The sequence below is a fragment of the Winslowiella sp. 2C04 genome, from assembly GCF_050037805.1.
In the GTDB taxonomy this organism is placed as follows: Bacteria; Pseudomonadota; Gammaproteobacteria; order Enterobacterales; family Enterobacteriaceae; genus Erwinia; species Erwinia toletana_A.
The window spans coordinates 1,908,147-1,923,400 of the sequence record NZ_CP188300.1; the positions used below are offsets into that span (position 1 = coordinate 1,908,147).

Sequence of the window (15,254 nt, forward strand, 5' to 3'; positions counted from 1 at the left end):
TTAAATCTTTACGCTAATGGCCACCGCACGGTCGACCATTTGTGGTGCCAGACCGAGGTAGTTGGCCGGTGTTGTTAAGCTTTCCAGCGCCTGATAACTGAGTTTTTCAGTGACGATTCCCTGCTCAATCAGTGCAGCATGCAGACTGATATTGCGCTCATTGGCGATGCGGCAGGCTTTGTACACCACATCATGTGCCGCCTGGCGACCAAATAAGGGTGCCAGCCCCATCATTACCGCTTCGGCAACGATCAGCCCCTGGGTCAGATTAAGATTTTCCAGCATCCGCTCTGTGCGGACATCGAGGCCCGACAGCATAAATTTCGCCTGCTCAAGTGCGGCGGCGCTCAACAGGAATGATTCGGGAATCGCTATCCACTCTGCCTGCCACGGGCCGGTTGAGCGCTCAAAGTCCTGGATCATCGCATCCAGCATCAGGCCAGATTGCTGGCGGACACCTTTGGCAGCGGCGTAAATCAGCTCACAGGAGATCGGATTGCGCTTTTGCGGCATCGTGCTACTGGCACCACGACCCATCACAAAGGGTTCGTAGGCTTCACCCAGTTCGCTGGTCATCATCATCATGATATCGAGCGCAATTTTTCCTAATGAACCGGTAACCATTGCTAAAAAATTTACCGTTTCTGCAAATCCGTCGCGCGCCACATGCCAGGTGGCCTGTGGTACGCCCAGCTGCAATTCAGCCATCATTGCCTGCTGTACTTCCAGCCCCTTGTCGCCGAGTGAGGCGAGGGTGCCAGCGGCACCGGCAAACTGTCCTACTTCTACTCGCGGGCGTAGCTGTTGCAGACGCTGCGCGTGGCGATCGAACATACTGAGCCATACCGCGCATTTATAACCAAAGGTCACCGGCAGGGCTTGCTGCAGATGGGTACGCCCGGCCATCGGCGTATCACGATAGCGCTGGGCTAAATTTCGTAACAGCTCGCGTACGCTGTCGATATCGCGGCCAACAATCTCCAGCGCACTGCGGATTTGTAACACCACGGCGGTATCCATAATGTCCTGAGTGGTGGCTCCCCAGTGCACGTAGCGACCTGCCTCGCCGCAAATTTCCGACAGTTGCTCAACCAGCGGCAGAATTGGATAACCAACAATTTCAGTTTCATGCTGCATTTTCGGCAAGTCGAGCGCGGAATAACGAGCGCGTTGCGCAATAATTTCTGCCGCTTCGTCCGGGATGACGCCGCAGCTCGCTTCTGCTTTAGCTAACGCTATCTCGCTCTCGATATAGCGTTCTATCAGGCTTTGATCGGAAAAAACCGCTCTCATCTCTGCGGTAGCAAACATATTTTTGAACAGTGACGAGTCATAAACTGTGCTGGACATAGGCGATACTCCGTAATTAATGTCCGTACATTTTAATATGTACGTACATTACAGATATGCCATTGCTGATATACTGTCAATCTTCAATGAGCAGGGATTGTCAAAAGTATGAGCCAGACACGTTATTCCACCGTTGCTGAAGATCTGACCGAAGCCATCGCCAGCGGCACCTATCCGGTTGGTAGCCTGCTGCCGACCGAGTTTGAGCTGTGTGAGCTATATAATGTCAGCCGACATACGGTACGCGCCGCTATTCTCAAGTTGCAGGAGCAGGGGCTGGTGTCGCGCAGGAAACGAGTAGGGACGCGGGTGGAAGCCAGCAAGCCGTATACCGGTTATTCACAGGCACTGGGATCGCTGTCTGATCTGGCGCATCTGGCTGAAACGCAAACCCGCAGCATTCAGCAGATTCGGCACTTTGTCGCCGATACCAGCGAAGCCTGTCGGCTGGAAATTCAGCCTGGCGGCCACTACTTTTGCGTGTCGAGCATCCGGGTCGATCAGCAGCATGGACGCACGCCGATTTGCTGGACCGATGTCTATGCCGATGAACGCTATGCTGAAGTGATACCGGCAGCGCAGGCGAAAAGCCAGGAGCTGATCGCTTCGCTAATCGAGCAGCAGTTCGCGCGGCATATTGCCGCAATTGAGCAGCGGGTACAGGCGGTGTTACTGTCAGAAACGCTGGCGCAGCAACTTAATGCACGTGCGGGCACACCGGCGTTAAAAATTACCCGTTTTTATCGCGACGAGAGTGGTGAAAATATTGTGGTGTCCGAAACGATACACCCGGAAGATCGCTTTACGCTGATTATGCATGTGGAGCGGGACAAGCATCGTAGCTGACGGGCTTTAACTGACTCGCGCCTCACATCGGAAGAAATGAGGCGCGATTGCAGGCAGGTGATATTAACAGAGTGGTTTTAACGTTTAAAACGACATTGTTACGCCAGCATAATAAGCACGGCCCGCTTCGTTATAGGTCGATGCGCCTTCATTGTCACGCCAGACGCGCTTATCAAACAGGTTGCTGATACCGGCATTCAGACGCAGATTTTTTACTAAATCATAATTGAAACCGATACCGGCTACCGCATAGGCGCCAAGCTGGTTGGTTGACAGCGCGTCGACTTCGTTACGAATTTCCACGTATTCACGCGGTTTCTGCCGTCCATAGAAGGTCCAGTTCAGATTGGCAGATAACTTATCGGTCACCTGATAGTCGAGCATTGTATTAATGGTGTACTCAGGAATCACCGACAGCGGATTACCGGTATCTTTATTTTCCGACGTAATCATATAAGTCGCATTGGTGCGCCAGTTAAGCTTCTCTTTAACCAGTGGAACCGTCAGATTTGCTTCCAGCCCTTCAACTAACGCCTTACCGCCGTTTTCCCAGCGCAGGATGTTATAATCGTTGGAGGCATAGCCAATAATATCAGTGCCTGAAACGATTTTATTTTTGTAATCATTACGGAAATAGGTTATCCCGGCGCTAAAATCGTTTTCGCTATACTCCAGTCCAATCTCTTTGTTGATGCTGACTTCCGGGTCCAGATCGCTGTTGCCCATTAAGTAGCAGCCATTAGCGGCGATATCATTCGGGCAGCCATTACCACGGGTTGCCAGCAGATAACCGTCGCTGGACTGGTAAAGATTCGGCGCTTTAAATACCCGCGCGATACCGGCTTTAATTTTAACGTGGTCGGTTAGCGCCTGCGAAATATTCAGGCTCGGACTCCAGTTGCTGCCAAATTTGCTGTGATAGTCAAAACGCAGGCCGGGAATCAGGTTGGTGCCCGGCGTGGCTTCTATGTTGTCCTCAAAATAGAGTGCGCTCAGTTCAGCGCTGTTTTTCGCGCTGCGGCCCGCAGGATCGCCAGAGATGCCCCCAATGGTAATACCGGTGGCATCAGTAACCTGCATCGACGCTGGGTCGTTTAATTGTTCACGGTTCCATTCGGCGCCGAGCGTTACGGTTTGCTCTAACCACAGATCGAGCGGCAGGGTGATTTCACCGCTGGTACGGACATTTTCCAGTCGGCTGGTCTGGAATTCATCACCGTTAATCATCCCTTCAACGCGCCCGGTAGAACCTTCCTGCAGGCGGGTATTATTCGTTTTTTCGTAGTAAACGCCAACGCGCGACTGGCCCCAGTCCCAGATGCCGTTATGCGTGATGCCGTAAGTCTGGCGGTAGAGACGATTGGTCTCCTGACCGTATAGCGATTCAACCAGATTATTTGGGCTGGCGTTGCTGTTGCTGTACTGAGTGTCGCCAGCATAGATATTGCCCTGGCGACTGTAGCTCATATCGAAATCGACAATTTGCGTTGGGGTGATTTTCCACGACAGCAGGGCATTAATATCTTTATTGCGCACGCCCTCTTTACCCGCGGCATAAGAGCCGTTATGCGCATTATTGATATCCCAGGCGTCGGCGTCAGTTTTGTTGATATTGCCATACAGGCGCATCGTCAATGCGTCACCGGCCAGTGGGCCGTTCAGGCTGAAGTTTGCGCGTTTGGTCGCGCCTTCTTTGTCATCTTCCGGCTGGTTGGTAAACAGAGAAAGTGTGCCGTGCCAGTCATTGGTCGGGCGTTTGGTGATGATATTAATCACCCCGCCAGCGGCTCCGGAACCATAGCGGGCTGCAGCGGGGCCGCGCAGAACTTCAATGCGTTCAACCATTTCCGCCGGTACCCAGTTGGTATCACCGCGGGTATCGCGCTCGCCGCGCCAGCTGTAGCGCACCGAGTTACGCGAGGTAGTTGGCACGCCATCGATCAGAATCAGGGTGTTTTCGGGCCCCATACCGCGAATGTCAATCTGGCGGTTATTGCCACGGCTGCCGCTGGCGCTGTTGCCGGTCAGATTAACACCCGGCATTTTGCGAATAATATCAGAGAGATCGTTTACCGGAGGATCTTTAGCAATATCCTTCGCCGTAATGATCGAGACGCCCGGTTGTTGTTTGAGTTGAACTTCTGCCGGTGCCTGAACCACCATCTCCGCTTCATCACTGGTTACATCTGCTGCGGCATAACTGTTTCCGCTCAGTAAACCCGCCAGAAGTATTGCTCCAGGCCTCATTTTGCAAGAGGTTGTGTGAACCATGGAAATTATCCCTGATATTGTAAAGATATATTATTGAACGATTATGATAACGATAATTATTTCCATTTGTAGTCATGAAAGTGAAACTTCACAAAATCTCCATGATTGATGGATAAATCATCATAAAAAGTAGGGTTGTCCAAATTTTCTGACTGGATTCAGGGGATTAGCCGATTGAAGGTCGTAAGGAGAAAATTGTGCAGAATTGGCGTGTTACATCAATTTCGCGGCTAAAAAAACACTGACGTCTAAGGGAAATGTTTATTATCTGCGTCAATCGCGTATGATTGTCACACTTCGTAATACGAATCGTTTGCATTTTAATTCGCTGTTACATGCCTTCACTTTTCAGGAGAGAAAATGAAATTACATTTTGCGTTAGCTTCGTCGCTGGTTGCTGCGAGTTTGATTCTCACAGGTTGTGACAATGCATCCGCTGAAGCAAAGGAATCAGCCACCGTCAGTATTAAGCATGAGCAGGGAACCACTCAGGTGCCGGTCAATCCGAAAAAGGTGATTGTACTGAATCCTTCGACGCTGGATATCGTCGATGCGCTGAATATTCCGGTGGCTGGCGTACCGCAAAACAGTACTCATCTTCCCCCGTTCCTGGCGAAATACAGCGGCAAGGAGTATCTCAACGCCGGTACGCTGTTTGAGCCGGATTATGAAGCCCTGAGCAACGCGAAACCTGATTTGATTATTGCCGGTGGCCGCGCACGCGATGCTTATAATAAGCTCAGCGCCATTGCACCGACCATTGCCCTTGATATCGACAGCCAGCATTTTGTCGACAGTCTGACAGAACGTACTGAACAACTGGGGTCAATTTTTGATAAGCAGCAGGAAGCGAAAACGTTACTCGATAACTTCAATCAGAAAATTACCGAGGTTAAAGCAAAATCCGCCAATGCCGGTAGCGCGATGGTGGTGATGATCAGCGGCGGCAAAATGTCTGCTTACACCCCAGGCTCACGTTTCGGTTTTGTGTTTGATGTGCTGGGCTTTAAACCCGCTGCGAATTTCACCCAGACCGGTCGCCACGGCAACGTGGTCTCTTCTGAGTTTATTCTGCAAACCAATCCACAGTGGCTGTTCGTGCTGGACCGCGATAATGCCATTGGCCGTAATGAAGGACAGTCCGCACAACAGGTGCTGGATAACCCGCTGATTGCGAAAACCGATGCCTGGAAGAATAAGCATATCGTTTATCTCGACTCCGCTTCACTGTATATCGCCGGTGGGGTGCAAAGTTACAGCCAGCTGATGGATAAAATCAGCAGCACGCTGGATCAGGCAACGCAGGGACAGTAATTTCCGCTGATGAAAACCTTTCAGTATGTAACAGGCCTGGCGGTGGTGCTGGGCCTGATGATATGGAGTCTGTGCGTCGGCGCCAGCCATATGACGCTCAGCGGCTTCTGGTCAGATCCTGATATGCGTGACATCTTTTTAATCAGCCGCGTGCCGCGTACCGTGGCGCTGCTGCTGGCCGGCAGCGCGATGAGCGTAGCCGGTTTGATTATGCAGATGCTGACGCAGAACCGTTTCGTTGAACCCTCAATTGCCGGTACCACCCAGTCAGCCAGTCTTGGCCTGCTGCTGGTAATGATTTTCAGCCCGTCCGCCTCGGTGCTGGTAAAAATGGTGGTTGCCACGCTGTTTGCCCTCGGCGGCACCGCGCTGTTTATGCTGCTGTTGCAACGGATGCGGATTAAATCGCCGCTGATGGTGCCGTTGACCGGCATTATGCTCGGGGCGGTGTTCAGTGCGGTAACCACCTTCCTGGCGATGGAATTTGATCTGCTGCAATCGCTCGGCAGTTGGGATTCTGGCGATTTTTCCGGTGTTATACAGGGGCGCTATGAGCTGCTGTGGATTGTTGGCGTGCTGACGCTGCTGGCAATGTTGATCGCCGATCGTTTTACCGTGGCCGGAATGGGCCGCGATTTTTCCATTAACGTCGGGATTAATTATCAGCAGGTGATGCTGACCGGTATGGCAATCATCGCCGTTATCTGCGGCGTGGTGGTGGTAGTGGTCGGCGTGTTGCCATTCCTTGGGCTGATTGTGCCGAATATTGTCAGTATGGCGATGGGCGACAATCTGCGGCGGACTATTCCCTGGGTGGCGTTGTGCGGCGGTGCGCTGGTGTTGCTGTGCGATATCATCGGGCGCTTAATCAGTTATCCGTTTGAGATCCCGGCCAGCGTTATCCTCGGGGTAATTGGCGCGCTGGTTTTTCTGATCTTAATACTGAGGACAAAACGCCATGCAGGTTAATTCCTCATCCTCAAACCCGCGCGTGGTGGCAAAGCGGCACAGCTTAAGTTTACCGGCCCGACGCTTGATTCTGCTTGCTGCAGTGGCGCTGGCGGCAATCGTGCTGTTTATGACCATTAATCTGCGTGGCAATATTCAGTATATTCTGGTGCATCGCGGGCTGATTTTAGCCACCATGCTGCTGGTGGCGTTTGCCTCCGGTGTCGCCACCTTACTGTTCCAGACCGTCACCAATAACCGCATTCTCACCCCTTCGGTGATGGGGCTTGAAGCGCTGTTTATTCTGATCCAGACCACCATGATATTTTTTGTTGATGCGGACGGGTTCGGCATCTTCGGCGTGACGGGCAAATTTCTTTGCGAAGCGCTGCTGCTGGTGGTGTTTTCTGTCCTGCTCTATCGCTGGTTATTGACCGGTGTTGGCATCAATTTGCATCAGGTATTGTTGGTTGGGCTGGTGTGCGGCACGCTGTTTCGCAGTGTCTCTAATCTGTTGCAACGCCTGTTGTCGCCGGGCGAGTTCGCGATTCTGCAAAGCCGTATTTTTGCCACCTTTACCCGTGCCGCGCCAGAAATTATTGCCGTGGCAGCGGTGCTGACGGTGCTGATTGCGCTGGCAATCTGGCGGATGCGCCACGTGCTGGATGTGATAGCGCTTGGGCGCAATACCGCGATTAATCTTGGCGTGGCTTATCAGAAGCAGGTGGTGGTGATTCTGCTGCTGGTCTCGCTGCTGGTGGCTGTCTCTACCGCGCTGGTGGGGCCGCTGACCTTCCTCGGCTTGTTAGTGGCTAACCTGACTTATCAACTGATTGGCTCGCACCGTCATGAATATTTGCTGCCCGGCGTGGTGCTGACCGGCATTATTACGTTAGTGGGTGGACAGCTAATTCTTGAGCGGGTATTTAGTATGGCAGGCACGCTGTCGGTAGTGATTGAATTTACCGGCGGGGCGCTGTTCCTTTACCTTTTGATCAAAAAGGCTAAGTTGTGATTGAAATAAACGGTGTGGTTAAAAAATACCAGCAAACGCCGGTACTGAATCAGATTAATGAGCGCATTGCTGAAGGCGGGATTACCTCGATTATTGGCGCCAATGGCGCCGGTAAGTCGACGCTGTTATCGATTATCAGCCGCCTGCTGACGCCGGATGCTGGCAACGTGAGCATCAGCGGGCTGGATGTTGCCACTACATCCGGTGACCAGCTGGCAAAGATGCTGTCGGTGCTGCGTCAGGAGAATCACTTTACCAGCCGCCTGACGGTTTACGATCTGGTCGGGTTTGGCCGTTATCCCTACAGCCGTGGCCGGCTGACTAAAGACGATCTTCAGCATATTGAAACCGCGCTGGCGTTTCTTGATTTGCTGCCGTTAAAAGATCGTTATCTGGATGAGTTATCGGGTGGACAGCGGCAGCGCGCTTATGTGGCGATGGTGTTATGCCAGGACACCAAATATGTGCTGTTGGATGAACCGCTAAACAATCTTGATATGAAACACAGTGTGGCAATGATGAAGCAGCTGCGCCGGGCGGCGGATGAGTTGCAAAAAACCATTGTGCTGGTGATTCATGATATCAATTTCGCTTCGGTTTACTCCGACCATATTATTGCGATGAAGCAAGGAGAGGTAATCTATCGCGGCACGCCGCAGCAGATTATGAATTCTCTAACCCTTGAAGCGATCTTTGATACCCCGGTGACCATCGAACAGGTCGGCGGCCAGTATATAGCGGTATATTATCGTTAGTGCCGCGCCGCTAAACCCTTTTCTGGGGTGATTACCGCCGTAATAAACGCTGTTTAGTCATCATATCGGACTGTGCTGTTATCAGCACAGTCCGATGAATAGTGTTATCAATTAAAGACGTATTCTCGCCTCGATGCAGTATTTCATTTTTCCCTCCTCACAATTAAAGACATCGTCATAAGTTAGAACACAAGATTATTGGTGGCGTGCGCAACTTCCTGTCAGGTTATTCCATATTGTTCTTTATGGATGATTTAAATTGCAATTTAGTTCTAAGCTATTGCAGTTTTTCGCTAACTTATAAGCCAGGAGTCGCAGTATGAGTTTAAACGCCTCAGCCAATTTGCCAGTGCTGGACTTTGCCTTATTAAACGGCAGCGCCCGACAACGTCAGGCTTTTCTCAGTCAGTTAAGCCAGGCGGCACGTGATATCGGTTTCTTTTATTTAATCAATCACGGCGTTGATGTCGCGCTTCAGCAGCAGGTGCAGCAGGTAGCACAACAATTTTTCGCGCTGGATGAAGCAGAGAAAGCGCAGGTGGCAATGGCTAATTCGCCGCATTTTCGTGGTTATAACCGACCCGGATCGGAAATCACCCGCAGCCAGCCTGACTTACGTGAACAGTTTGATATCGGTGCGGAACGTGAAGCTTTGACGCTGGATGCCAGCTCGCCGGTATGGCTTCGTTTACAGGGGCCGAACCAGTGGCCGGCCGCGCTGCCGGAATTAAAGTCTTCGCTAATACGCTGGCAGCAAGAGATGACGCAGATGTCGCTGCGCCTGTTGCGGGCGTTTGCCGCAGCGCTGGAACTGCCGGACGACGCCTTTGATCCGTTGTTCGGTGATAAACCTAACGAACATATCAAACTGATCCGTTATCCGGGGCAACCGGCGTCCGCCAGTCAGCAAGGCGTAGGCGCGCACAAAGATTCGGGTTTCCTCAGTTTTCTGTTGCAGGACCACCAGCCCGGCTTACAGGTGGAAGTTGAACCCGATCGCTGGATCGATGCGGTGCCGATTGCTGGAGCCTTTGTGGTGAATATCGGTGAGTTACTGGAACTGGCGAGCAATGGCTATTTGCGTGCCACCGTACATCGTGTGATATCGCCACCGGCCGGCCAGCAGCGGCTGTCGATCGCTTTTTTCCTTGGCGCACAACTCGACGCGGTGGTGCCGGTATTTCAACTGCCGGAGCATATTGCCCGGCTGGCACAAGGGCCGGCCAGCGATCCGCTGAATCCGCTGCTGCGTGATGTCGGCTGGAACTATCTGAAAGGACGTCTGCGTTCACATACCGATGTGGCGCAGCGTTATTACGCTGATTATCTGAAATAAACCGACAATAACTGATGCTGATAAAGGATAAATAATGAAAAAAACGTGGGTAGTGATAGCTGGTCTGGCCATGTCGTTAAATATAATCTCCACTGCAATGGCGGCAGAAGCGTTGCGGGTGGCGGCCGATCCGGTGCCACATGCGGAGATCCTGCAATATGTTAAGAAGATCGACCCGTCGCTGGATCTGAAAATTATTGAGTTAACCAGTGGCGTAAATGCCAACGAATTACTGGCGCATGGTGACGTTGATGCCAACTATTTCCAGCACGTACCTTATTTGCGCGATCAGGAGAAGGCATTAGGTCAGACATTCGCTGTGGCGGCCACGGTACATATTGAACCGTTGGGTATTTACTCACGTAAAATCACCTCGCTACAGCAAGTGCCGGATAACGCCACGGTGGCGGTGCCAAATAATGTCACTAACCTGAGTCGGGCACTTTATCTGTTGCAGGCAAACGGATTAATCAAACTCAAAGCCGGTTTTAACGATCCGGCTAAACACCAGGCTACGCCGAAGGATATTGCGGAAAATCCGAAGCAGCTGAAAATTCTGGAAATTGAATCGCCGCAGATCCCGCGCTCACTGGATGATGTTGAACTGGCAGTGATCAACGGTAACTATGCGCTGGAAGCCGGGCTGGTGCCGGCGAAAGACGCATTAGGCCTGGAGAGTGCAGACAATAATCCGTATGCCAATATTCTGGTCACGACGCCTAAGCTGGCAGCCGATCCGCGGATTAAAAAGCTGGCTGAAGATCTGCAATCGCCAAAAGTGGCGGAATTTATTCGACAGAATTATCAGGGATCGGTGATTCCGGTAGCAGGTAAATAAGATGATTAGCGTTGAGCAGCTGGGGAAAATCTATGCCGGTAACCCAAGACCGGCGCTGGATAATATCACGCTGACCATTCCCGATGGTGCCATTTATGGCATCCTCGGGCGCAGCGGAGCGGGTAAAAGCACGCTGATTCGCTGTCTCAACCTGCTGGAACGCCCGACCTCCGGGCGTATTATGCTGGATGGCCGCGACCTGATGACGCTGACGGCGGCAGAGTTGCGCCTTCAGCGTCAGCGCACCGGCATGATATTTCAGCATTTCAATTTACTGCATGCCAAAACGGTGGCAGAGAATATCGCCGTTCCGCTGGAAATCGCCGGAGTAAAAAAAACTGAGCGCCTGGCCCGGGTGGCAGAACTGCTGGCGCTGGTCGGCCTCAGTGACCGGCGCGATGCCTGGCCATCGCAGCTGTCCGGCGGCCAGAAGCAGCGGGTTGGTATTGCACGCGCTCTGGCGGCGAAACCGGACTATCTGCTGTGCGATGAAGCAACCAGTGCGCTGGACCCGGAAACCACCGGCTCAATTCTGGCGTTGCTCGACGACATTAATCGCCAGCTTGGGTTGACCATTGTGTTGATCACCCATGAACTGGAAGTGGTGAAAAGTATTTGTCATCACGCCGCGCTGCTGGAACACGGCAGGGTAGTGGAAAGCGGCGCCCTTGGGCAGCTGCTGCTCGACCCGTCGTCGAAGCTGCGTAGCCAGTTGTTGCACGATCGCGAAGCGGAAAGGGCATTTTTACGTAAACATGGCGTCAGAGAGGGGGCATTATGCGCGGTCGCGTAGACTGGGAAACGTTCTGGGATCTGATGCTGAACGCCACGCTGGAGACTCTCTATATGGTGGTTGTGGCAGCGTTGTTTACGGTGGCGATAGGTCTGCCGCTGGGCATCGTGCTGTTTATCACCCGCAAGGGGGGAATTCATCCGGCCGCTACGCTTAATCGCCTGTTAAGTGGGCTGGTCAATATCGGGCGTTCTTTGCCGTTTATCGTGCTGTTGATTGCGCTGATCCCTTTTACCCGGCTGATTATCGGTACCACGCTCGGCACCACCGCCGCGATTGTACCCATTACCATTGGTGCCTTTCCTTTTTTCGCGCGTATTGTGGAAAACGCGCTGGATGAAGTTGATAAGGGGCGGATTGAAGCCATTTTGTCGATGGGCGGCACCGGCTGGCATATCGTCAGTAAAGTGCTACTGCCGGAAGCGTTACCGGCCTTGCTGGCGGGAATTACCCTGACCACCGTGCTGCTGATCGGTTTTTCATCGATGGCGGGGGTGATAGGCGGCGGTGGTCTGGGAGATTTGGCGATTCGTTATGGTTATCAGCGTTTTAATAATCAGATTATGATCGGCACGGTGGTTACGCTGATTGTTCTGGTGCAGCTGGTGCAGACGCTGGGCGATCGGCTGGTGCGCTCGCTGGCGCATCGACGTTAAAGAGAGGTTTCCTTCAGGGCCTGGTTGGGTAACCGGCTGTAGATGCAGTCGGATGCTGCCGGTAGTGGCGGGCATAAAAACCACCGATGGCTTTCAACAGACTGGATTTACCCCAACCGCTGCCAACAATAAAATTCCGCAGTATCTTCTTTCTGAACGTCATATTTTTTCCCGCAGAGGTAAGGGCAAAGCCTGAATCGCTTGCCGGCTGAAAAACAGCATGTGATTAATATCCTGCAGAATTATTAATCGGTTGAAAACGGCTTTTCAGGAATAATATGTGCGTAAAAAACGACATGCTTTTTATTGCTTTATTTTTTTGAAAATCCGGCAAAGGAAAGGGTGAAATGATTATTGGAAAGAATGATTCCATAATGCGAGATTATTAAGTGGGTTATTAAACTGCAGCGGTAAATAAGGGGTAAAAATACAGTAATAATTAACTGGCAAGAATCAAAGATAAACTTGTCGATAAATCATTTCTTCATGACGCAGCTGTTTCAGAATGCTCTTAAATTATCATCATTCTGGCAGAAGCCAGAACAGGGTCTATACTGAACTGTGATGTCATCCGCAATTTGGTCAGAGAAAATGAATCAGGCAGGCAAAAATTATCGATCTGCGACAGGAGAAAAGCAGCGCAGTACCAGGAAAGAGCGCATTACCAGGAAAGAAAGTTGGCAGTCAACCACCTGTCGTCAGTTGCCCTGTTGTTTCCGCTTTCTTTCGCCGATAAATAATTTATTTCTGCCCCGACAGCAACTATTTTATTCTGGCATGACAATGCAGAACATTTTCCTGACCGGATTATTTCAGTCGTTATTTATCCGAATGATTAATCATCAAATTAACGTCTGCAATCTGATGCAGATCGGGAGAAGAGTGTGAGCAGAGAATCCGAAGGTTTCCCTTCTTTAAGTGGCGGCCTCTACGCGTTTTTCTTCGATGTCGATGGCACCTTAGCGGCTATCAAACCGCGCCCCGATGAAGTGTCGATTCCGGCAACGGTTCGCGCCACACTGCAAGCGTTATCCACTTTGAGCCACGGGGCGGTAGCGCTGATTTCCGGCAGGCCAGTTGAGCAACTGGATCAGTTGGCTGCCCCTTTTTACGCGCCGCTGGCTGGAGTTCATGGTGCTGAACGTCGCGATGCCACAGGTGAACTGCACCGTATCAGTTTGCCGGATGAGGTAGTGACGCAATTGCATGAAACCCTCAGCAGCAGTATCAGCAACTGGCCAGGTACGCAGCTTGAGACTAAAGGTATGGCTTTTGCCCTGCATTATCGTCAGGCAGAACAGTTTCAGGCGCAGGTTTTGCAACTGGCAGAGTCAATGGTGCAACGCTTTCCGATGCTGGCGCTGCAGCCGGGAAAATGCGTGGTGGAATTAAAACCGAAGGGAATCGATAAAGGCGCAGCGATAGCCGCCTTTATGCAGGAAGCGCCTTTCGCCGGGCGTATTCCGGTGTTTATTGGTGACGATCTGACAGATGAAGCCGGATTTCGTGTGGTTAATGCCATGAATGGCTTATCCGTAAAGGTCGGAGAGGGTTCAAGTCAGGCGCGCTTTCGGCTGAAAAATGTTGATGAAGTTTACAGCTGGCTTGAACAGATGAAATTACAATTAGATCAAGACAACCTCGGTAAGGAGTCAAGGTTATGAGTCGCTTAGTGGTCGTATCTAACCGTATCGCTGTTCCCGATGGTTCTAATAGTGCTGGTGGCCTGGCGGTCGGTATTCTGGATGCGCTGAAATCTACAGGTGGACTGTGGTTTGGCTGGAATGGTGAGATAAGCACTATCGCTGAAGAAGAACAAGAGCCGCTGGATATCGTCAAGCAAGATGGTATCACCTATGCCTCTTTCGGTCTGAGTCAGAACGACTACGACCTCTATTATTGCCAGTTTTCCAATACGGTTATCTGGCCCGCGTTTCACTATCGGTTAGATCTGGTGCAATACCAGCGTGAAGCCTGGGAAGGATATTGCCGCGTCAATGAATTACTGGCGGAACGTCTGCAACCGCTGGTGGAAGATGATGATATTCTGTGGATCCACGATTACCATCTGCTGCCGTTTGCAGCTGCCTGTCGCAAACTGGGAATGAATAATCGCATTGGCTTCTTCCTGCATATTCCTTTTCCTACGCCGGAAATTTTCAACGCTTTGCCGCCTCACGAAGAGCTGTTGCAGATGATGTGTGATTACGATCTGCTTGGCTTCCAGACTGATAGCGACCGCACCGCATTTCTCGACAGCCTGTCACTGCTGACTCAGGTTCAGAATAAAGGCGATAAGCAGCACCGTGCTTTTGGCAATGACTTTGCTACTGAGGTTTATCCGATTGGTATTGAGCCGGAAAGTATCAAAGAGATGGCTGAAGGGCCGTTGCCGCCGAAAATGGCCGCCATGAAGCGTGAGCTGGGCGATGCGAAAAATATCATTGCCTGCGAACGGCTGGATTATTCCAAGGGGCTACCGGAGCGTTTTCTGGCTTATGAAGCGCTGCTGGAGAACTTTCCAGAACATCGCGGCAATATTCGCTATTCGCAGATTGCGCCAACCTCACGTGGCGACGTGCAGGCGTATCAGGATATTCGTCATCAGCTGGAAACTGAAGCCGGGCGAATTAACGGTAAATATGGCACGCTGGGCTGGACGCCGCTCTACTACCTGAACCAGCATTTTGATCGTCGCCTGTTGATGAAGATTTTCCGCCTGACCGATGTTGGTCTGGTCACGCCGCTACGTGACGGCATGAATCTGGTGGCGAAAGAGTATATTGCGGCGCAGGATCCGGATGACCCCGGCGTGCTGGTGTTATCGCGCTTTGCGGGTGCCGCCAATGAGCTTACCTCGGCGCTGATTGTCAATCCTTACGATCGTGACGAAGTGGCGGCGGCGCTGGATAAAGCCCTGACGATGTCGCGTACCGAACGCATCTCGCGCTATAACGATATGATGGCGGTATTGCGGGAAAACGATATTTCTCACTGGCGCGAAAGCTACCTGAAAGATTTGCAGGCGCTGGCACCGCGCACGGAAGATCATGAGATGAACCATAAAGTGGCAACCTTTCCACGCTTAGCCTGATAGCCGCGGCGAGACAGGACGGTAGTGAGGACGGCGTT

13 protein-coding genes are annotated in these 15,254 nt (G+C 51.8%); 11 read left to right on the top strand and 2 right to left on the bottom strand.

Annotated features, from left to right (window positions below; genetic code table 11):
* Entirely contained in the window at positions 1-1,350 is a 1,350-nt protein-coding gene (locus tag ACP3TC_RS08470) for a class-II fumarase/aspartase family protein (RefSeq protein ID WP_426818011.1), read from the bottom strand.
* Positions 1,351-1,458: 108 nt separating this feature from the next.
* Between ACP3TC_RS08470 and ACP3TC_RS08475 the strand changes: the two genes are divergently transcribed.
* Positions 1,459-2,196 carry a GntR family transcriptional regulator gene (locus ACP3TC_RS08475; RefSeq protein WP_313852426.1) on the top strand — a complete coding sequence of 246 codons (738 nt, stop codon included), beginning with the start codon at positions 1,459-1,461 and terminating at the stop codon, positions 2,194-2,196.
* Between the two features lie 84 nt (positions 2,197-2,280).
* Here the strand turns inward: ACP3TC_RS08475 and ACP3TC_RS08480 are convergent, their stop codons facing one another.
* Positions 2,281-4,467, bottom strand: coding sequence for a TonB-dependent siderophore receptor (locus tag ACP3TC_RS08480; RefSeq protein WP_390902374.1), 2,187 nt, complete (start codon positions 4,465-4,467; stop codon positions 2,281-2,283).
* A 360-nt stretch (positions 4,468-4,827) separates the two neighbouring features.
* Between ACP3TC_RS08480 and ACP3TC_RS08485 the strand changes: the two genes are divergently transcribed.
* From ACP3TC_RS08485 to otsA, 10 genes are all read left to right on the top strand, one after another.
* Positions 4,828-5,781 (top strand): siderophore ABC transporter substrate-binding protein, encoded by a 954-nt coding sequence (locus ACP3TC_RS08485; protein ID WP_426818012.1) that lies wholly within the window; start codon positions 4,828-4,830, stop codon positions 5,779-5,781.
* 9 nt (positions 5,782-5,790) lie between these two features.
* Positions 5,791-6,750 carry an ABC transporter permease gene (locus ACP3TC_RS08490; RefSeq protein ID WP_313852424.1) on the top strand — a complete coding sequence of 320 codons (960 nt, stop codon included), beginning with the start codon at positions 5,791-5,793 and terminating at the stop codon, positions 6,748-6,750.
* Entirely contained in the window at positions 6,740-7,744 is a 1,005-nt protein-coding gene (locus tag ACP3TC_RS08495; protein WP_313852423.1) for an iron chelate uptake ABC transporter family permease subunit, read from the top strand. The genes ACP3TC_RS08490 and ACP3TC_RS08495 overlap by 11 nt, the downstream gene beginning before the upstream one ends.
* Positions 7,741-8,499: an ABC transporter ATP-binding protein gene (locus ACP3TC_RS08500; RefSeq protein WP_426818013.1), complete on the top strand. Its 759-nt coding sequence runs from the start codon at positions 7,741-7,743 to the stop codon at positions 8,497-8,499. Before ACP3TC_RS08495 ends, ACP3TC_RS08500 begins: the two co-directional genes overlap by 4 nt.
* Before the next feature lie 319 nt (positions 8,500-8,818).
* Positions 8,819-9,835 carry an isopenicillin N synthase family dioxygenase gene (locus tag ACP3TC_RS08505; RefSeq protein WP_426818014.1) on the top strand — a complete coding sequence of 339 codons (1,017 nt, stop codon included), beginning with the start codon at positions 8,819-8,821 and terminating at the stop codon, positions 9,833-9,835.
* A gap of 34 nt (positions 9,836-9,869) precedes the next feature.
* Complete coding sequence (locus ACP3TC_RS08510) at positions 9,870-10,673, top strand: MetQ/NlpA family ABC transporter substrate-binding protein (RefSeq protein WP_426818015.1); 804 nt, start codon at positions 9,870-9,872, stop codon at positions 10,671-10,673.
* Between the two features lies 1 nt (position 10,674).
* Complete coding sequence (locus ACP3TC_RS08515) at positions 10,675-11,466, top strand: methionine ABC transporter ATP-binding protein (protein WP_313852418.1); 792 nt, start codon at positions 10,675-10,677, stop codon at positions 11,464-11,466.
* Positions 11,451-12,122, top strand: a complete 672-nt coding sequence (locus ACP3TC_RS08520; protein ID WP_426818016.1) for a methionine ABC transporter permease — start codon at positions 11,451-11,453, stop codon at positions 12,120-12,122. Before ACP3TC_RS08515 ends, ACP3TC_RS08520 begins: the two co-directional genes overlap by 16 nt.
* An 884-nt stretch (positions 12,123-13,006) precedes the next feature.
* Positions 13,007-13,786, top strand: coding sequence for a trehalose-phosphatase (gene otsB, locus ACP3TC_RS08525; RefSeq protein ID WP_313852415.1), 780 nt, complete (start codon positions 13,007-13,009; stop codon positions 13,784-13,786).
* Entirely contained in the window at positions 13,783-15,216 is a 1,434-nt protein-coding gene (gene otsA / locus ACP3TC_RS08530; RefSeq protein ID WP_313852414.1) for an alpha,alpha-trehalose-phosphate synthase, read from the top strand. The genes otsB and otsA overlap by 4 nt, the downstream gene beginning before the upstream one ends.
* Positions 15,217-15,254: the final 38 nt, after the last annotated feature.